Genomic DNA, 18,411 nt, shown 5'->3' on the forward strand with positions numbered 1-18,411 from the left:
ATTAAAAAGCCAACAGCAATGTTGGCTTTTGGTGTTTTAAATCCAAAGACAAAAGTAAGCCCGAACGGGGGACCAGTTCCAATGGTGGTCTTTTTTAGCCAACAGAAGGCTTTAGGAGTCAAGGAAAATCTGATCTGTGAATTTGTGCTTGACGATACCGAATTGAAAACTAGTAAAGGCTAGAATTTTTCCAGTTTATTGGCAGCCGGGAAAAGTTTATTTTTCATTTTTAGAATTTTGATGCAGTTTTGTGGAAATAAAACATGATGACAGTTCTCTTTAAAAATCTCACCGTATTTGATTCAAAAAGTCGCAAAACCGGTGATTTTTATTTTGATGGTCAGCAATTGCTTTCCGATTTTCCATCCCCCCAAAAGCCAGATCAAGTAATTGATGCTGCGGGTTGGTTCGCCTCCAAAGGGTGGATTGATCTTCGGACTGGATTGGGCGAGCCGGGACTTGAATATAAAGAAACTGTGGAAAGCCTTTGTGGTACTCTGCTAGCTAGTGGTTTTTGTGCAGCAGTTGTCTTACCTAACACAGACCCGGTTATTCAAACAAAAAATGAGATTGACTTCTTAAAATCCAAGTCTCAACCCTATCTCCCAGAATTAATTATCCAAGGTGCTGTCACGAAAAGCGCACTGGGTGAAGAGTTGACCGAGATTTTGGATATGCATTATCAAACCGGTATTTCAATTTTTGGAGATGGTACCCATACGCTTCATCATGCGGATCGTTACCTTAAAGTCCTTCAATACTTGCAAAAGTTTGGTGGGATATTATTCGATTATCCCTATGATCCGCTTTTGGCTATTTTTGGTCAGATGCATGAAGGAAAAGTTTCTACTAACCTGGGTCTGAAGGGTATTCCCAGCATGGCCGAAGACATCGCGGTTCATCGGAACCTTGAGTTGATGCGTTATGCCGGAGGAAGGGTTCATTTTCAAACCTTAAGCACCGCTAAATCTGTGGAGTTAATCCGAAATGCAAAAAAGGATGGGTTGAATGTGTCGGCTGATGTTTCCATTTATCAACTTTTGTTTTCGGATGAGGATCTAAAGGATTTTGACCCCAATTATAAAGTCATGCCGCCATTTCGGGGATCCATTCAAAGAGCTGCTTTGATTGAAGGGCTGAGAGACGGAACTATCGATGCGATATGTTCCAATCATCAGCCGCAGGATTGGGACTCCAAATTCATGGAATTTGATCTTGCCAATTTAGGGCAAGCTGGATTGCAGACTTTTCTTCCTGGCATGGTGAAACTTGCAGATGAACTGGGTTGGGATCTTTTACTAGAGAAAATTACCGATGGTCCTGCCGCTGTATTGAAAAGAAATAGTAACGAAAACTGGACAATTTTTGATCCGAATGCCACTTGGACTTATTCAAAAAATACCAACAAGTCCTTGGCATCCAATCACCCTTGGTTTGGACAAAAACTGACTGGAAAAGTGAGATACGTAATACAGAAAGGACATTTGGTTCAAATCGATGAATAAGTATTTCGCATCAGCCTACCAGTTTGGAATTCTCGGAGGGATTTTAAGTATCCTCTCTTTTGGACTTCTTGCTTTTCTCCAACCAGATCCAACCAATTTGAATCTGGTATTTGGTTACCTTATCACTCCGATTTCTATCTTTTTGGCACTTAAGTTTTTCAAGGATTACACCAATCATGGGTTTATCTCATTTGCTGAAGGAATGTCTGTGGGGTTTGTAACCTATATGCTGATTGCCTTGGTTTCAGGGCTGGGAATTTGGGTGATCTTACTTTTTTCCCAAGATTTATTTCAAGTTATCCGGGAATCGAAACTGAGTGTATTGGTTGAAAATAGTCAAACCATTATTGATCAATTGGGCGAGTCATCCTATCAAAACACCTTGGAAAATATCCAAGAAATGACGGCTGGAGACGTTGCATTGAGTGATTCGCTTTGGAAAATTATCCCAGGATTGTTTTTTACCATTATTATTTCAATAATTTTAAGGAAAAACCCTAACTAAGCATACTATGAACACTTCTATTTCTGATGTTATTAAAAAATGGGGACTAATCTATGGACTGATTAGTGTCATTATTGTTTTTGTTTCAATCCTTTCTGGACTTCAAGAGGGAGGAAGCATAGCCGTTTCAGTGATTACTTGGTTGATCTCTGTGGGTTTAGCTTTCACCATGTATTTTCTGGCTACCAAGGAGTTTCGGGAGGGGAATAATCAATTGCTTGCTTTTGGAAAAGCTTATTTGATTTGCCTGGGAGTTGGTTTATTAGGGGGATTGTTAAAGGGATTGGGCTTTTATTTGTATGTAAAAGTAATCGATCCTGCTTATATGGAAAGGATGATCGAAGCTCAGCTAGCTGCTCAAGAGCAATTTGGAGGCGGGGCTTCAGCTCAAGAAATGCCTGAGTTCATGGCCTTTTTCCAAACCGCAGAATTCTTTGCTTTTTCTACTTTCTTTAGTGTGATCCTAGGCGCATTGATCATCGGTTTGATTGTAGCTGCCATTAATCAAAAGAAAGAGGATTTTTCCTACTAAAATGCTTCAGATTTCCGCCGTAATTCCTGTTTTCAACGAAGAAGAATCCCTACCCGAATTAACACAATGGATCAGCCGGGTGATGAATGATCGTGGTTTTTCTTATGAAATCATTCTGATCAATGATGGGAGTACGGACCGTTCTTGGCAGGTTATTTCTGAACTTTCCAAAAGTAATGGGAACATCAAAGGCTTGAATTTTACCCGAAACTATGGGAAATCTGCCGCCTTAGACGCCGGATTTTCTCAAGCCTCCGGTAGGGTGGTAATTACATTGGATGCAGATCTGCAGGATAGTCCCGATGAAATCCCGGAACTCTATCGAATGATAGTAGAGGAGGGATTTGATGTGGTCTCAGGATGGAAAAAAGAGCGCCATGACCCTATCAGCAAAACCATTCCTTCCCGCTTTTTCAATGGTGTGACTCGCTGGATTTCTGGGATAAAACTGCACGATTTCAATTGTGGATTGAAAGCATATCAACTCAAAGTCGTCAAAAATATCCAAATTTATGGGGAAATGCACCGATACATTCCATTGCTGGCCAAATGGAACGGATTTGCCAAAATCGGGGAAAAAGTAGTCCAGCATCAGGCCAGAAAATACGGGTATTCTAAGTTTGGTCTGGAGCGTTTTCTGAATGGATTTCTCGATTTGATTTCGGTGTCTTTTGTACATCGATACAAGAAGAAGCCCATGCACTTTTTTGGATTGTTGGGGACGATTTCATTTAGCTCTGGTTTTATTATTACAGTTTGGTTGATTGCTCAAAAAGTCTACAGCCTCAGGGAAGGAGTTAAGGTAAGAGAAGTCGTCGACCAGCCACTTTTCTTTCTTGCCCTAGTGGCACTGATTGTGGGAGTTCAGTTGTTTGTCACTGGATTTATAGCAGAACTAATGACCTCCAATCAATCCAAAGAAACCGAATACAAAATCGACGAACGAATCAATTGTACTGAGTAATGGTGTTCTCGGTAATCATACCGGTTTACAATCGACCGGAGGATTTGGAGGAGCTGCTTAAAAGTCTTACCCTACAGCTAAGGACAAATTTTGAAGTGATCGTCATAGAGGATGGATCTGAGCGTACCTCTGCGGAAATGTGTGAGCGATTTAGTCAACGATTGAAGCTCCGCTACATGTTTCAAGAAAATCAAGGTCAGGGCTTTGCTCGAAATAAGGGGATGGAAATAGCTTCAGGAGATTTTTTTATTATTCTGGACTCTGATGTCATTTTGCCCAGCAATTATTTAGAAATACTCGAAAAAGCGATTCTCAATCGAAAACTCGATGCATTTGGTGGTCCTGATGCAGCGGCTGATGATTTTTCCCCTTTGCAAAAAGCGATGGATTTTGCCATGACTTCCTTCTGGACTACTGGAGGAATTAGAGGGAAAGTGAAAGATGTATCCACCTATCAAGCCAGAGGATTTAATATGGGATTTAGTCGAACAGTTTTTGAGCAAGTAGGTGGATTTATCGATCCTAATCGTGGAGAAGATATCGAGTTGAGCATGCGGATCAAAAAGGCCGGGTTTAAGCTTGAGTTGGTTCGGGAGGCATTTGTTTATCATAAGCGAAAAAACACCTGGAGTTCCTTCGCTCGACAAGCCTTTTCATTTGGGCAGAATCGGGTTAATGTATCCAGGTTTCATCCCGAAGCAATCCAGCTGGTTCATTTCTTACCCGCCTTGTTCCTTTTCTATATTCTGCTTTGTTTTTTGACATGGGGGATCAATTCTCCTCTTTCCACCTTGCTTGGGTTTGGATTTTTGATTTGGGTGTTTTTGATTCTTGCTTCGGCAAGCTTGAACCATCGATCACTCACTGTGGGTTTTTTGGCTTTAATCTGCTCCTTGACTCAGTTAGTCGGATACGGGTCCGGTTTATTGACTGGATTGATTTTGAAAAATCGTTGGAATTAACCCTTTTTGCAAACAAAGATAACTTCATCCTTTGCCAGTGCTAATCTCAACAGGTCCTTGGAGGGGATGCTTTTGACAAAAAGATTTTCTTCAACTTTCAATCCTGAAGTACTCAACCTAGTGGCATAATCCTGTCCAAATCTCCGGACATGGTCTCGCTGTCCAAATAAACGCTCTCGCTCTTTGGGGTCAGCAATGGTTTTATCTTCGATGGTTTTGGCTATCGGATAAACGGGGGATTGGACGATACCCCAACCATTGGGTTTTAACACCCGATTGATTTCGCGGCAGGCTAAAATGTCATCTTCGACATGTTCTAACACGTGATTGCAAAAAACGACATCGAATGAATTTTCAGGAAAGGGAATGTGATGAATATCCATTTTCACTTTTGCCAAAGGGGACTCTATATCTGCGGTGAGGTAGTCCAGATTGTGGAGTTTTTCAAAGCGATCAATAAAACAATGCTCGGGTGCTACATGGAGAACTTTTAATTTGGCAGTGAAAAAATCAGTTTTTTCTTTTAAAAATAACCACATCAACCGATGCCGTTCGAGCGAAAGGCAGTTTGGACAAAGGGCATTTTCTCGCGACACCCTTCCATAGGGTAAAAATTTCCGATAGGATTGGTCGCAAACCGGGCAATGAACATCAGTTCCGCGTAAGGTAAGCCTGAAAAGTGGCATGACCAAGGGACTCACCCGTTGCAAAAAAGGGCGTGGAATAAACCGGATAACCAAACTGATAATTTTTTTCACGAGTTTAAAATTGATTTTTAAAGGTCACATGGAATCTTTCTGGTTTGGTAGTCATTCCTTTTGGTTATGTCCACCTCATGCTCGATTTCATCCTATTTTTTCAGGCCTGCAAGTTAATCATTCGGGTATTTTTAGGCTTCAAATTTTGTTTTGTTTTCATTTTTTAGATTTTTTAGGATATCAATTCACCTGAGAATTTTGGATATGAAGAAAGGGTGAGTATTTTAGTTGACGTATTTTACCTAACTGTTTACCATTCTATGAAATTTCACCGCTTATTACTTTTGTCTTTAGGGATGATTTTTACAATCTCGACTCATTCAAACGGACAAGAAAGTGCTTCCTACACGTTGAAAGAAATGGTTCAACGCGCGAAAGACCGCTCACCGGCGGCCTTGAGGGCTTTGACAAGGAAGGAAAATCGTTTTTGGCAATACCGGCTCTTTCGTTCCAATTATAATCCCCAATTGAGACTCAACGGAACCTTACCTAGTTATTCACAAGCATTTAATGGCATTACCCAGCCAGATGGTTCGATTCAATTTTTGGAGGTGAGACAGAATTTTATCGACTTGGAGCTTGGTTTGCAACAGGTGATTGCCCCAACCGGTGGAGTGATTTCTGTAAATACCTCAACCAACAGATTTGATAATTTTTTGGCAGGTCCAAACGAAATTCAGACCCGATGGTCCGGGATTCCAGTCAATGTGCGATTACAGCAACCAATTTTTGCCTACAATCAATTTAAATGGGATAAAAAAATCCAGCCGCTTCTTTATGAAGAAAGCAAGCGGGAGTTTGTTCAGGAAATGGAGGAAGTGTCACTTTTTGTGACTCAGTTGTTTTTTGATTACCTCTTGGCACAAGTTAATGTGGATATTGCCACACAAAACTTAGCCAATACCGAAGAGATTTTTGATATCGAAAAGAAGCGTTATGAGCTTGGGACTACTTTCGAAGATCGACTTTTGCAAGTGGAACTTCAGACTCTTCAGGCCAGGCAGGATTTGGCTCAGGCAAAATTGGATTTGGAAAGCTCTGCATTGTCAGTGAACTCATTTATTGGTTTAAACCCAAGTAGTCAAATTTCGTTGGTTTCGCCAGAAGATATTCCTGATTTTGAGGTAAATGTGGAACAGGCTATTGATCTTGCTTTCCAAAATCGATCTGAAGCATTGGGATTTGATCGCCGAAAAATAGAAGCCGAATCGCTCGTGGCTCAGGCTAAAGGGCAACGACTTAATGTTCAGTTGAATGCGAGTTATGGATATAATAATGCAGCCTTCAATTGGGGAGACATTTATGCCAATCCCAATACCCAAGCCTTGGCTAGCTTGGGAATCTCTGTACCGGTTCTGGATTGGGGACGAAATAAAGCCAGAATGGCTCAAGCAGAGGCTAATCAGCAACTTGTCGAATATACGGTACAGCAGGATGTAATTAATTTTGAGCAAGAGATTTTCACCAAGGTGAAAAATTTTTTGATGATCAAAGAACGGCTAAATGTGACCAAGGTTTCCGATGAGGTTGCCCAAAGAAGATATGAAATAGCCCTAACACGTTTCCAATCCGGAAACGTCTCCATAACAGACCTTAACATTGCCCAAAATGAAAAGGATAGCAATAAGCGCGCTTATTTCAGTGCATTGAGGGATTTCTGGGTGGCTTATTATGAATTGAGATCGCTTACACTATACGATTTTGAAGCCGATCAGTTGCTTTACCTTCCCGAGCAGGATCAGTAAATAAAATTACGGTTTACAGATCGCCCAAAAGTCAGTTTAGGGTTTTTAATCCCGTGTTCGGTCTATCCTGAGGACATGGCGAGATGGCTGAGAGCTAAAAATTACTTTTTGAAGGTTCCGAATAGGAGCTTTGGCAATTGAATTCAATGACGTAATTTAGCCGACTAAAGTCTCTCGAATGAAGCTAATTGAGGTAATCCATCCCCACGAGCAAAAAGAATTTATTGAAATGGCCGTTCGTCTCTATCGTGACGAAAAAAACTGGATTAGGCCACTTGATAAGGATATTGAAGGGCTTTTTCATCCGGAAAGCAATAAACTTTTTAGAAATGGAGCCAAAGCCAAGCGTTGGCTTTTGCAAAGTGAAGAGGGACAAAGCATCGGTCGAATCGCAGCTTTTATCAATCCAAAAATGAAAGAGAAACAGCCTACGGGAGGGATTGGTTTTTTTGAATGTATAGAGGATCAGACCGCTGCATTTATGTTATTTGATGTAGCCAAAGAATGGCTTCAGTTAGAAGGCATGGAAGCTATGGACGGGCCAATTAATTTTGGTGAACGGGATAAATGGTGGGGACTTTTGGTGGATGGATTTTCTGAGCCCAACTATAACATGCCCTGGAATTTTAAGTATTATCAAAAATTCTTTGAAGAGTATGGGTTCAAACTGTATTTCAAACAATTTACTTATCAGCGCCCTGTACAAAAATTGCGGTTTGATCAGAAGATGATCGATCGGGCCAACTTAATTATCGCTAATTCGGATTATTCTTTTCGCTACATCAAAGGTAAAGAGCTCCAAGAAAAAGCTCCCGAATACTTCATGAACGTATACAATAAAGCATGGGCTAGGCATTTGGGTAAATCCTTGACGCTGAAAGAAGCCAAGCTGATGTTTGGGAAAATGAAACCCATTATTGATTCCCGATTGATTTATTTTGGATTTTATAAAGGTGAACCGGTTTCCTTTTTTATCAATATTCCTGAAATCAATCAGATTTTTAAACATGTCAACGGAAAAATGGACCTAATCGGCAAACTTAAATTTCTTTGGTATAAGACTTTTTCACCCCCCAATAAAATGCTGGGTTTGGTATTTGGGGTGGTACCGGAGCACCAAGGCAAAGGGGTGGAAAGTGCCATGATTATAAGCTACGACAAAATGAGTAATTCTCCTTCCTTTCCATACAAAACCATCGAGATGAACTGGATTGGGGATTTCAATCCAAAAATGATGCGCGTGTGTGAGCAGCTTCTGGCAGAGATATACAAAACTCACCATACCTATCGCTATTTGTTTGATAGAGAAAAGCCTTTTGAGCGCCATCCAATTTTCGATTAAGAAATAAAAATAAACTATTACATATAAAGATGAAGAAATACGATGTGACGGGGATGGGAAATGCCCTAGTGGATATAGAGTTTAAGGTATCTAATCAGTTTTTTGCCGATCATGGAGTGGAAAAAGGATTGATGACCTTAGTTGATGAAGATCGACAAAATGGTCTTATGCAAGTCATTAATACAGCAGAGGCCAAAAAGCAGGCTGGTGGTTCAGCGGCCAATACAGTGGTGGCTGTTAGTCAATTTGGGGGTAAATCGTATTACTGTTTTCGAGTGGCTTCCGACGAGTTGGGTAGTTTTTATCTCGATGATCTCAATGATTCCGGTGTCGCTCATGCATTGAAAGTAGAGGATTTGGAAAGTGGCGTGACCGGGAAATGCCTGGTTATGGTGACAGAGGATTCGGAGCGTACGATGAATACCTTTTTGGGGATCACTGCTACATTTTCTTCGAAAGACATCAATGAATCTGCAATTAAAGATTCCAAATACTTATTTATCGAAGGATATTTGGTAACCTCAGAAAATGGGAAAGCTGCCATGAAGCATGCAAAAAAACTCGCTGAGGAAAATGGGGTAAAAGTAGCTCTTACCTTTTCTGATCCTGCTATGGTTAAGTATTTCAGAGAGCCGTTTGATGAGGTGATTGGTGCCAGCGTGGATTTGCTTTTTGCCAACGAGGAAGAAGCGAAGATTTTCACAGGCAAAACCAATTTATTGGAAGCCCGAGAAGAGTTGAAAAAGGTGGCCAAACATTTTGTGATTACCCAGGGGAAAAATGGGGCAATGATTTTTGATGGAGATACCTTTATTGATATCGAACCCTACAAAACAACGGCTATTGATAGCAATGGGGCAGGGGATATGTTTGCCGGTGCGTTTTTATACGGAATTACCAATGGACACAGCTATGCATCCAGCGGTAAATTAGCTTCTATGGCCAGTTCTAAAATTGTTAGCCAGTTTGGCCCAAGACTCCAATGGCATGAGGCGAAGGAGATTTTGGCAAAACTTAATCCTTGATTACTTTCTTAAAGTAAAAAGGCCGGTAAAATTTTACCGGCCTTTTGTATTTTTAGTTTTGAATTAAAATTTTACTCCTAATCGCTTTCCCAATTCGGATAGGTCTTCTATAACAGGTTGCAGAAGCGGGATTCCTTCTTTTTTTCGAATGGCCTCAAGTTCTCGTTCAGGATCTCCGGGAATGATCACGCGGTCATTTCCGGGAGTGGTTTCAGCCGAGCGAAATCGTCGAATCCAAGTATCCATATTTGATTTAAATTCATCAGCGGGCCTAAAGGCATCTACACGCATTGCACCAAAGAAGTGACCTATTCCTTTTCCCACCGGATTGGGGTCCGGGTCCAAAAAGGCTACAAAAGGGGGGACCCATGGACCGTAGTTTGCCCCTGAAAGCACTGCGGAGAAGATATCCACTATGGCGCCCAGCGCATACCCTTTGTGAGACCCATGCTCGCGATCTCCACCCAAGGGAAGTAATGCCCCGCCGTTTTTGACTCCGTCTGCCGAGGTGGTAGGATGTCCTTCTTTGTCTTGTACCCAACCTGTGGGGGCTTCTTCTCCCTTACGCTGAAGGATTTCTAATTTTCCATTTGCGGCAGTAGTCGTCGCCATGTCAGCTACGAAAGGGGGTTCTTCATCGGCAGGAATAGCTACAGAAATGGGGTTGGTTCCCAATAGTCGTTCTTTTGAGAATGTCGGACTAACTAGGGGACTGGCATTGGTAAACGATATCCCAATCATGTCGTGATCCAACGCCATCATGGCGTGATAACCGGCAATTCCGAAATGATTTGAATTTCGTACCGAAACCCAACCGGTACCAGCTTTAGTTGCTTTTTCGATGGCAACATTCATAGCATAGGGAGCTACGACCAGCCCCAATCCACCATCTCCATCAACCACTGCTGTAGAGGGACTTTCGTGTACGATTTGAATAGTGGGATTGGTGTTGATTCGTCCTTTTTCCCATAATCTGACATAGCCCGATAGTCTCGCTACCCCATGGCTATCCACTCCACGGAGGTCGGCTGAAACCAAAACTTCAGCTCCCACTTGCGCATGAAACTCCGGGCATCCCATTTTAAGTAATACGTCGTGAGTAAATTTATAGAGGTGATCGTAGGAGAGTGTGCTCATGGTAAAATCTGCTCGTTGGTGTAAAGTATCCTAAAGGTAAAAAGTATTGGGTACTCTTGGAATTTTATATTTTCTCCAATTCGTTGAGGAGCATAGAAATCGCTCCTTCCTTCAATGCGTAGTGGGAACAGGTGATCGAGTCTACTGGGACATATTTCAATATAAAGTCGATCAAAGTAGAGGCAACCACGATCATATCCACTCGCATGGGGATCATCCCCGGAATCTGAAGTCGCTCTGCTTTATCCTTATGAATAAGCATTTGATAGATTCGTCTAAATTCTGCTGAAGGCAATTCAAAAACGTGCTGACCGGTCAACTTGCACTGAAGCATGGATTCGAAATAAATATCCGTTAAGGTATCAAAAGTGCCCGAGGCTCCCACCAAACTGGTCGGCTTATAGCTGTGAATGGCCTGAATCAAGGGCTGTAGTTTCTTTTCCAGGTAGTCGTGAATTTGCTCGATTTCACTTTTGGTGATGGGGTCATGATGGTGAAAAAGTTCGAGTAATCGCTGCCCTCCAATTTCGAAGCTTTGTTTCCAAAAAGCCTCAGCCGAATTTCCGATAATGAATTCTACAGAGCCCCCACCAATATCCATCATCAATTCGGTTTGTCCATTCAGTGAGCCTGAAAATTTGATGCCCTCGTAGATCATTTGAGCTTCTTGCTCACCACTGATGACTTTGATGTCAATGTTGAGGGAATCTTTTACTTCCTGAACAAAGAGTAATCCATTTTTGGCATTTCTCACTGCGCTGGTGGCGAAGGCAAAAATCTGCTGGATGTTTTCCCCATCTATTAAGTTTCGAAAGTGACCAAGGGTATGGTAGGCTCTTTTTAGTGCTTCTGGAGAAATTTGATCTTGATTGATCCCTCCTTGACCGAGTTTTACTGGGATCTTTTCCTTGTAAATGGTTTTAAAATCGCGTTCGCCTAATTCTACCAATAACAAGTGAAATGTATTGGTGCCCATGTCTATTACCGCCGCCTTTCGGGTACTCATATCTTGCCAAAATTTTGGATGGGCGAATATAAAAAGTAATTCCAAAAACTATCGGAAGGTCAGTTTTTAATTCCAAGATATTTCTTGATTCTGGGCAGAAATTAAGTCGATAAATTCCAGACATAGGCAGGAATGTTTTCTCCCTTCCCAAAGCCTATTATCTTTGGAGGATACAACTAATTGCACATGACTAATTCAGATAAACCCATTTATACAGCTCCCGGAAATTCGGAGAAGATCGCGTTATTAAAGAAGAAGAATGAGGAAGCCCTTATGGGCGGAGGAGAAGCTAGAATTGCCACGCAGCATAAAAAAGGTAAGCTGACGGCGCGGGAGCGAATTGACTTGCTTTTGGATCAGGGAAGCTTTCAGGAGATCGATAAATTTGTAGTGCATCGGGCCAAAGACTTTGGACTAGATAAAGAACATTATTTAGGTGATGGAGTGGTAACGGGCTATGGTGAAATCAACGGGCGGCTCGTGTATGTTTTTTCTCAGGATTTTACCGTCTTTGGAGGCTCCCTTTCAGAAACTCACGCTGAGAAAATCTGTAAAATCATGGATATGGCCATGAAAAATGGGGCTCCGGTGATTGGGCTTAATGATTCTGGAGGAGCAAGAATCCAAGAGGGAGTTAATTCTCTTGGGGGGTATGCGGATATTTTTTACCGAAATACTCGAGCCTCGGGAGTCATTCCTCAACTGTCTGCAATTATGGGGCCTTGTGCGGGGGGAGCAGTTTATTCTCCGGCGATTACGGATTTTATTTTGATGGTAGAAAATACCTCGTACATGTTTGTAACTGGACCAAATGTGGTCAAGACCGTTACTCAGGAATCCGTCACTGCTGAAGAGCTCGGCGGGGCTTCGGCCCACAGTACCAAGTCAGGAGTGACTCATTTTTCCTGTAAAAATGAAGTGGAATGCATTCAGCGAATCAAGAGCATTTTGAGTTATGTTCCGCAAAATTGTGAGGAGACTGCTCCCATTTATCCCTATGAGCTTAGGGTTGATGAAACTAGGAAGGTTTTGGATGAACTGATTCCGGAAAACCCCAATCAACCCTATGACATGCGAGACGTGGTGGCAGGAATAGTAGATGAGAATTCTTTTTTGGAAGTCCATGAGAATTTTGCCGATAATATTGTTGTAGGATTTGCAAGGCTAGCAGGAAGAAGTATAGGGATAGTGGGAAACCAGCCTCAGTCTATGGCGGGAGTTTTAGATATTCATGCCTCGACAAAGGCGGCTCGGTTTGTCCGTTTTTGTGACAGTTTTAATGTTCCTTTGTTGGTTTTAGTTGATGTTCCAGGTTTTCTTCCCGGTACCGATCAGGAATGGAATGGTATTATCAACAATGGGGCAAAATTATTATATGCATTTTCCGAGGCAACTGTACCTAGAATCACTGTGATCACTAGAAAGGCTTACGGTGGTGCTTATGATGTCATGAACTCAAAACATATAGGTGCTGACTTGAATTTTGCATGGCCTTCCGCGGAAATCGCGGTAATGGGGGCTAAAGGTGCCGCCGAAATTATTTTCCGAAAAGAAATCTCGGAAGCTGAAAACCCAGAAGCCAAACTTCAGGAAAAAGTGGATGAATACACCGAAAAATTCGCCAATCCATATCGGGCAGCTCACAGAGGATTTATTGATGAGGTAATCATCCCTTCTGAGACGAGAATAAAATTGATCAAAGCCTTCACGATGCTGGAAAATAAGGTGGATCAATTGCCAAGAAAAAAACATGGAAATATTCCTTTGTAAGAATTTGAATAACAATCCCTTCTATTTGAGAAAAACAAAAGGATGAAATTCTAATCAACTTGTTCGTAACTGAAAGCCTGAATTAAAACTCTATGAATACATTTAAAAACCAAAAAGAATTTCTCACTAGGTACCTAAACAATGCCTCTCCCACCGGCTTTGAAGCATCAGGCCAGCAAATATGGCTGGATTATATCAGGCCATTTGTAGATGAGTATTTTACGGATAATTATGGTTCCGCAGTAGGTATTATTAATCCTAATTCGGAATATAAAGTTGTCATTGAGGCACATGCCGATGAAATCAGTTGGTTTGTCAATTATATCAAAGAGGACGGCTATATCTATGTGAGGAGAAATGGAGGGTCTGATCACATGATAGCTCCGTCCATGCGGGTGAATATTCATACCGATAATGGCGTGGTTCCTGGAGTATTTGGTTGGCCGGCAATTCATGTGAGAAAAGAAGGAAAAGAAGATTCACCGACCTTGGATACTATCTTCATAGATGTGGGTGCGCGCTCCAAAACCGAAGTAGAGGAGATGGGTATTTATGTAGGCTGTGTGATCACCTTCAAAGATGAATTGACAGAGTTGAACAATAAGTTTTATTCCGGACGGGCGCTTGATAATCGGATTGGAGGCTACATGATTGCCCAGGTTGCCAGAAAAATCAAGGAATCGAAAAAAGAACTTCCTTTTGGGCTCTATATTGTCAATTCGGTTCAGGAGGAAATTGGCTTACGCGGAGCTGAAATGATTGCTCATCGAATTAAACCACAGGTTGCTATCATTACGGATGTATGTCATGATACCACTGCGCCGATGTACAACAAAATTTCCAGTGGAGAACAGGTTGCCGGTAAAGGACCAGTATTGACTTATGGAGCATCAGTTCATAAAAAATTATTGGATTTAATTATTGCAACTGCTAAGCAAAAGGAAATACCATTTCAGCGAGCTGCAGCCTCACGAGTGACAGGTACTGATACGGACGCATTCGCTTATTCCAATGAAGGAGTGCCATCAGCGTTGATTTCGCTTCCTTTGAAATACATGCACACTACTGTCGAGACTGCAAGCAAGGAGGATATTGAGCAGGTCATCAATCTGATGTTTGAGTTTTTGCTTGATTTTGATCCGAGTTTTGATTTTCGATACATCCAATAGAGCGAGTTGAGAAAGGGCGATGGTGAGTTTCTTTTAGCTCTTGAATATTGATCCATTGACACTAAATGCCTTATCATTGATGAAAAATTCGGATCTAAAAGCAGGAGTTTGATTTTCAATGCGATTACTTTTTTTTTATGATGCCATTTTTAGTCATTCGAAAAAGAAAGAAAGAGAGCTGCTGCACGAATAGTTGCAGTGGCTTTTTTTACTTTTGAGAATGGAGTTTACAGATCAACTTGGACGCAAAATTCATTTGGATGATTTCCCTCAGCGAATTATTTCACTTGTCCCTTCACAGACAGAGCTTTTGGTCGATTTGGGATTGGAGGATCGGTTAGTGGGTATTACCAAATTTTGTATCCATCCCTCCCGCTTAAAAAAATCAAAAACGATCATCGGTGGTACCAAAAATATCCGAATGGAGGAAATTCACCAACTGAATCCAGATTTGATCATTGGTAATAAAGAGGAAAATGAACAAGGGGTGGTTTTGGCACTTGAAAAGGATTTTCCCGTATGGATTAGCGATGTGTCTTCTGTGAAAGAAGCCCTGTCAATGATTTTTGAGCTAGGAAAAATTACCGACACGGTAAAAAGAGCAAAGGAGATTATTTCTTCGATAGAGGAAAAACTCAATCCACCTTTGAAACGAAAAGGGAAAGCAATTTATCTCATTTGGAAAAACCCGATAATGGTTGCCGGAAAAGACACCTTTATTTCAGCAATGATGGAATGGGCAGGTTTTGAAAATTGCATGAAATCAACCCGATATCCTTCTATTATAGAACAGGAGTTAATTCATATAGATCCAGAGTTTTTATTATTGAGCAGTGAGCCTTACCCTTTTAAGGTGAGCGATGTAGCATATTTTCAAAAAATATTGCCGCAAACTCAGGTTTTATTGGTTGATGGGGAGTTATTTTCTTGGTACGGTTCCCGATTGATTTTGGCAAGAGACTATTTCGATAAATTAGATAATAAGGTGTAGCTAAGGAAGAACCGTTTAAAAAAATAGATTTTCCATCAGACACTTTTTTAAAAATTTTAATTAACTTTTACGCCTCAACAAATTAAATCCTAAAATAACCTATGAAGAACACTAGAAGGCTTTTTCTCAAAAAGCTAGGAGCAACAACCGGGGTAGCAGCATTAACGCCATCGGTTTTTGCAAATGATTCGAGCCCAAAGGAATATTTGGCTCGGAAAGGTGGACCTGAAGCCGACCAACCTATACGATTAGGCCTAATAGGGGCCGGAATTATGGGGACCGAGGATACCAATACAGCTTTAAGACATGCAAATGTAAGTTTGGTTGCTGTCTGTGATTTATATGATGGGCGACTGGCTTCTGCAAGGGAGAAATGGGGCAGCCATTTGTTTTTGACCAAAGATCATCATGAGATTCTTAAGCGATCGGATGTGGATGCGGTCATAATCGGAACACCTGATTCTTGGCATAAGCAGATTTCAATTGATGCCTTAAATGCGGGGAAACATGTCTATTGCGAAAAGCCTATGGTTCATTCTGTCCAGGAGGGTGCCGAAGTAATCGCTGCTTGGGAAAAATCCGGGAAGGTAATGATGGTCGGTTCGCAAGGTCTTTCCTCTTTGGGTAATGAAAAAGCGAAAGAGTTGCTAGAGGCAGGGGCAATCGGAGATTTAGTTTATGCTGAGGGTTTTTGGGCTCGTATGTCTCCGGAGGGAGCATGGCAGTATAACGTGCCCGAAGACGGTAATGAGCAAACGGTGGACTGGAAACGGTATATATCGAACACCACGAGTCGGGAATGGGATCCTTTAAGGTTTTTCCGTTGGAGAAATTACTTGGATTACGGCACAGGAATGTCGGGGGATTTATTTGTTCATTTATTTTCCTCTCTTCATTTTATTACCAATTCTCTTGGACCTACTAAGGTATCTTCCATGGGGGGATTGAGGTATTGGAAAGACCAGCGTGAAGTACCAGATGTTTTGTTAGGCATGTTTGACTATCCTGAGACAAAGGCTCATCCGGGATTCAATCTATCGCTTCGTTGTAATTTTGTGGACGGAACGAGCGGTACAACTTACTTAAGGATCGTGGGAACCAAAGGCTCGATGGATGTTAAATGGGAGGAAGTAGTATTGAAGTTAAATTCAAATGCCGAAAGCGATGATCCGTTTATGAAAGAGCAGGCAAAATTAAGAGCCTCAGCAGGTGGGGAGTCTCGGGCCAAAATATTGCCCCCTAGGGAAACTTCGTTCACCGCGGAGCGCAGTTGGAAAGGAGCCCATTATGACCATTTTGGCAATTGGTTTCATGCGATCCGCACAGGTGGTACAGTAGTTGAAGACCCCGTATTTGGATTTAGAGCTGCAGCGCCTGCGTTGCTGTGTAACGATAGTTATTTTGAAGACCGTTTTATTCAATGGGACCCAGTAAACATGAAATTAGTTTAATATGAAAATGAAAAAAATTATCCTATCCTTGGGCATGGTTGCAGCAGTGGCTGCCTGTAGTCCAAAAAGTACAGAAGAAGAAACGACAGAAATTGTAGAAGAGGTAGTCGTGTTAGATAATACCCTCAATGAAGATGAAAAGTCGAATGGCTGGATGCTTCTTTTTGATGGTGTTTCGGCCGATGGTTGGCGAGCCTTCAATGGAGACACACTTCCTGCCAATTGGACAGTGGAAGATGGGACTTTAAAAGGACTGGGGCATGATGGAGGAGATATCGGGGGAGATATTGTCTTTGGGCCGATGGAGTTTGAGGAATTCGAAATGGAATTCACTTGGAAAATTGCCGCAGGAGGCAATAGCGGGGTGTTTTACCATGTGGTGGAGGATCCAAAATATGCCGCACCGTATTATACGGCTCCCGAATATCAGGTAATTGATCAGTTGGGATTCCCCGAGCCGCTAGAAGACTGGCAGTCGCTTGGTGCAGATTATGCGATGTATGTGCCCGATTTGGAAGGCGTGGTCAAGCCAGCAGGAGAATGGAATACCTCCAAAATAGTCTTTACCAACGAAAAGGCTGAATATTATCTTAATGGAAAAAAGACAGTGGAGTTTGTTCCTTATTCCGAAGATTGGCTAGAGCGGAGAAACAGTGGTAAATGGGATGATTTTCCAGATTACGCCATTTCCAAAACCGGTTTGATCGCGCTACAGGATCATGGAAGTGAAGTTTGGTACAAAAACATAAAAATTAGAACACTATGAAGAATATATTCATGTTAGCGTTGGTCGTTTTGATCGGTCAAAATGCTATAGCTCAAAAAAAAGTAGACCTCTTTAACGGGAAGAACCTAGACGGTTGGATAATCTATGGCACTGAAAAATGGTATGTGGAGGACGGACTCTTAGTTTCGGAAAGTGGTCCCGACAAGGGATACGGATATTTGGGAACTGAGGAAAATTACGATGATTTTGAAATCACCCTTGAGTTTAAGCAAGAAGCAAATGGGAATAGTGGTGTTTTCATCCGTTCTACAGTCGATGGGACAATGGTTTCAGGTTGGCAGGTGGAAGTGGCACCTCCGGGAAGTGATACAGGGGGGATTTATGAATCCTATGGTAGAGGGTGGTTAGTCAAACCTGACCCTGAAAAGGATAAAGCATTGAAATTTGGGGATTGGAACAAAATGCGAATTGTAGTTAAAGGAGATCAGGTTACCTCTTACTTGAATGGGGTAAAAATGGTTGATTTTTCCGATGAGAAAATTGGAGGAGGTAAAGGAGGGATTCTTCTTCAGATTCATGATGGAGGCGGAATAAAAGTATATTGGAGAAATATTGTTTTGAAGAAATTATAGCCAAAATCCTGCACTAAACTCAAATTGGCTTGAGGATAAAATCTTCGAGCCAATTTTTTTTGCTTCTTTTTCAATGTGTTAGAACAAATGTGGTTTTAATTTGTTCTCTGCTATTGCAGAGTAAAATAATACCTCGATATTTGCACTCCCAATCGACACAAACGGTGTTGAGGGATTTGGAAAAAGAGAG

18 protein-coding genes are annotated in these 18,411 nt (G+C 41.6%); 15 read left to right on the forward strand and 3 right to left on the reverse strand.

All coding sequences use genetic code 11. The features are described 5' to 3' along the window. From Q0L00_RS18820 to Q0L00_RS18845, 6 genes are all read left to right on the forward strand, one after another. Positions 1-183, forward strand: a 183-nt coding sequence (locus Q0L00_RS18820; protein WP_297338444.1) for a hypothetical protein, incomplete at its 5' end; no start/stop codon positions are given. Positions 184-263: 80 nt separating this feature from the next. Then, the gene (locus Q0L00_RS18825; RefSeq protein ID WP_363318569.1) at positions 264-1,505 is read left to right on the forward strand and encodes a dihydroorotase; all 1,242 of its coding nucleotides are present in this window, start codon (positions 264-266) and stop codon (positions 1,503-1,505) included. After that, a complete protein-coding gene (locus Q0L00_RS18830; protein WP_297338445.1) occupies positions 1,498-2,010 on the forward strand; it encodes a DUF4199 domain-containing protein in 513 nt (170 codons plus the stop codon). The genes Q0L00_RS18825 and Q0L00_RS18830 overlap by 8 nt, the downstream gene beginning before the upstream one ends. A gap of 7 nt (positions 2,011-2,017) precedes the next feature. Next, positions 2,018-2,542, forward strand: a complete 525-nt coding sequence (locus Q0L00_RS18835) for a DUF4199 domain-containing protein (protein WP_297338446.1) — start codon at positions 2,018-2,020, stop codon at positions 2,540-2,542. 1 nt (position 2,543) lies between these two features. Then, the gene (locus Q0L00_RS18840) at positions 2,544-3,506 is read left to right on the forward strand and encodes a glycosyltransferase family 2 protein (protein WP_297338447.1); all 963 of its coding nucleotides are present in this window, start codon (positions 2,544-2,546) and stop codon (positions 3,504-3,506) included. After that, positions 3,506-4,468 (forward strand): glycosyltransferase, encoded by a 963-nt coding sequence (locus Q0L00_RS18845; protein ID WP_297338448.1) that lies wholly within the window; start codon positions 3,506-3,508, stop codon positions 4,466-4,468. The genes Q0L00_RS18840 and Q0L00_RS18845 overlap by 1 nt, the downstream gene beginning before the upstream one ends. On the opposite strand, the gene Q0L00_RS18850 is transcribed toward Q0L00_RS18845, so the two are convergent. Beyond that, the gene (locus Q0L00_RS18850; protein ID WP_297338449.1) at positions 4,465-5,226 is read right to left on the reverse strand and encodes a class I SAM-dependent methyltransferase; all 762 of its coding nucleotides are present in this window, start codon (positions 5,224-5,226) and stop codon (positions 4,465-4,467) included. The genes Q0L00_RS18845 and Q0L00_RS18850 overlap by 4 nt on opposite strands. A 260-nt stretch (positions 5,227-5,486) precedes the next feature. Between Q0L00_RS18850 and Q0L00_RS18855 the strand changes: the two genes are divergently transcribed. The 3 genes from Q0L00_RS18855 to Q0L00_RS18865 all read left to right on the forward strand — a co-directional run bounded on the left by Q0L00_RS18855 (position 5,487) and on the right by Q0L00_RS18865 (position 9,338). Next, positions 5,487-6,971: a TolC family protein gene (locus Q0L00_RS18855; RefSeq protein WP_297338450.1), complete on the forward strand. Its 1,485-nt coding sequence runs from the start codon at positions 5,487-5,489 to the stop codon at positions 6,969-6,971. Positions 6,972-7,149: 178 nt separating this feature from the next. Next, the gene (locus Q0L00_RS18860; protein ID WP_297338451.1) at positions 7,150-8,313 is read left to right on the forward strand and encodes a hypothetical protein; all 1,164 of its coding nucleotides are present in this window, start codon (positions 7,150-7,152) and stop codon (positions 8,311-8,313) included. Between the two features lie 29 nt (positions 8,314-8,342). Continuing rightward, positions 8,343-9,338, forward strand: a complete 996-nt coding sequence (locus tag Q0L00_RS18865) for an adenosine kinase (RefSeq protein ID WP_297338452.1) — start codon at positions 8,343-8,345, stop codon at positions 9,336-9,338. A 63-nt stretch (positions 9,339-9,401) separates the two neighbouring features. Here Q0L00_RS18865 and Q0L00_RS18870 read toward each other — a convergent pair whose 3' ends face one another. Continuing rightward, positions 9,402-10,475: an Ldh family oxidoreductase gene (locus Q0L00_RS18870; RefSeq protein WP_297338453.1), complete on the reverse strand. Its 1,074-nt coding sequence runs from the start codon at positions 10,473-10,475 to the stop codon at positions 9,402-9,404. Between the two features lie 64 nt (positions 10,476-10,539). After that, positions 10,540-11,481 (reverse strand): exopolyphosphatase, encoded by a 942-nt coding sequence (locus Q0L00_RS18875; RefSeq protein ID WP_297338454.1) that lies wholly within the window; start codon positions 11,479-11,481, stop codon positions 10,540-10,542. A gap of 186 nt (positions 11,482-11,667) precedes the next feature. Here Q0L00_RS18875 and Q0L00_RS18880 point away from each other — a divergent pair, with 186 nt between their 5' ends. The 6 genes from Q0L00_RS18880 to Q0L00_RS18905 all read left to right on the forward strand — a co-directional run bounded on the left by Q0L00_RS18880 (position 11,668) and on the right by Q0L00_RS18905 (position 18,221). After that, positions 11,668-13,251 (forward strand): acyl-CoA carboxylase subunit beta, encoded by a 1,584-nt coding sequence (locus Q0L00_RS18880; RefSeq protein WP_297338455.1) that lies wholly within the window; start codon positions 11,668-11,670, stop codon positions 13,249-13,251. A 92-nt stretch (positions 13,252-13,343) separates the two neighbouring features. Beyond that, positions 13,344-14,420 (forward strand): M42 family metallopeptidase, encoded by a 1,077-nt coding sequence (locus Q0L00_RS18885; protein ID WP_297338456.1) that lies wholly within the window; start codon positions 13,344-13,346, stop codon positions 14,418-14,420. Positions 14,421-14,640: 220 nt separating this feature from the next. Beyond that, positions 14,641-15,411 (forward strand): helical backbone metal receptor, encoded by a 771-nt coding sequence (locus Q0L00_RS18890; RefSeq protein WP_297338457.1) that lies wholly within the window; start codon positions 14,641-14,643, stop codon positions 15,409-15,411. A 101-nt stretch (positions 15,412-15,512) separates the two neighbouring features. After that, on the forward strand, positions 15,513-16,862 hold the full coding sequence (locus Q0L00_RS18895; RefSeq protein WP_297338458.1) for a Gfo/Idh/MocA family oxidoreductase: 1,350 nt from the start codon (positions 15,513-15,515) through the stop codon (positions 16,860-16,862). Between the two features lies 1 nt (position 16,863). Next, entirely contained in the window at positions 16,864-17,628 is a 765-nt protein-coding gene (locus Q0L00_RS18900) for a family 16 glycoside hydrolase (RefSeq protein ID WP_297338459.1), read from the forward strand. Continuing rightward, a complete protein-coding gene (locus Q0L00_RS18905) occupies positions 17,625-18,221 on the forward strand; it encodes a DUF1080 domain-containing protein (RefSeq protein ID WP_297338460.1) in 597 nt (198 codons plus the stop codon). Before Q0L00_RS18900 ends, Q0L00_RS18905 begins: the two co-directional genes overlap by 4 nt. The last annotated feature ends 190 nt before the right edge of the window (positions 18,222-18,411 follow it).

It is taken from the genome of Algoriphagus sp. (assembly GCF_024305035.1).
Classification (GTDB): Bacteria; Bacteroidota; Bacteroidia; order Cytophagales; family Cyclobacteriaceae; genus Algoriphagus.

Excerpts from the sequence above, each read along its gene's own strand:
- Q0L00_RS18825 (WP_363318569.1), top strand. The coding sequence starts at position 264 with ATGATGACAGTTCTCTTTAAAAATCTCACCGTATTTGATTCAAAAAGT.
- Q0L00_RS18830 (WP_297338445.1), top strand. The coding sequence starts at position 1,498 with ATGAATAAGTATTTCGCATCAGCCTACCAGTTTGGAATTCTCGGAGGG.
- Q0L00_RS18835 (WP_297338446.1), top strand. The coding sequence starts at position 2,018 with ATGAACACTTCTATTTCTGATGTTATTAAAAAATGGGGACTAATCTAT.
- Q0L00_RS18840 (WP_297338447.1), top strand. The coding sequence starts at position 2,544 with ATGCTTCAGATTTCCGCCGTAATTCCTGTTTTCAACGAAGAAGAATCC.
- Q0L00_RS18845 (WP_297338448.1), top strand. The coding sequence starts at position 3,506 with ATGGTGTTCTCGGTAATCATACCGGTTTACAATCGACCGGAGGATTTG.
- Q0L00_RS18855 (WP_297338450.1), top strand. The coding sequence starts at position 5,487 with ATGAAATTTCACCGCTTATTACTTTTGTCTTTAGGGATGATTTTTACA.
- Q0L00_RS18860 (WP_297338451.1), top strand. The coding sequence starts at position 7,150 with ATGAAGCTAATTGAGGTAATCCATCCCCACGAGCAAAAAGAATTTATT.
- Q0L00_RS18865 (WP_297338452.1), top strand. The coding sequence starts at position 8,343 with ATGAAGAAATACGATGTGACGGGGATGGGAAATGCCCTAGTGGATATA.
- Q0L00_RS18870 (WP_297338453.1), bottom strand. The coding sequence starts at position 10,475 with ATGAGCACACTCTCCTACGATCACCTCTATAAATTTACTCACGACGTA.
- Q0L00_RS18875 (WP_297338454.1), bottom strand. The coding sequence starts at position 11,481 with ATGAGTACCCGAAAGGCGGCGGTAATAGACATGGGCACCAATACATTT.
- Q0L00_RS18880 (WP_297338455.1), top strand. The coding sequence starts at position 11,668 with ATGACTAATTCAGATAAACCCATTTATACAGCTCCCGGAAATTCGGAG.
- Q0L00_RS18885 (WP_297338456.1), top strand. The coding sequence starts at position 13,344 with ATGAATACATTTAAAAACCAAAAAGAATTTCTCACTAGGTACCTAAAC.
- Q0L00_RS18890 (WP_297338457.1), top strand. The coding sequence starts at position 14,641 with ATGGAGTTTACAGATCAACTTGGACGCAAAATTCATTTGGATGATTTC.
- Q0L00_RS18895 (WP_297338458.1), top strand. The coding sequence starts at position 15,513 with ATGAAGAACACTAGAAGGCTTTTTCTCAAAAAGCTAGGAGCAACAACC.
- Q0L00_RS18900 (WP_297338459.1), top strand. The coding sequence starts at position 16,864 with ATGAAAATGAAAAAAATTATCCTATCCTTGGGCATGGTTGCAGCAGTG.
- Q0L00_RS18905 (WP_297338460.1), top strand. The coding sequence starts at position 17,625 with ATGAAGAATATATTCATGTTAGCGTTGGTCGTTTTGATCGGTCAAAAT.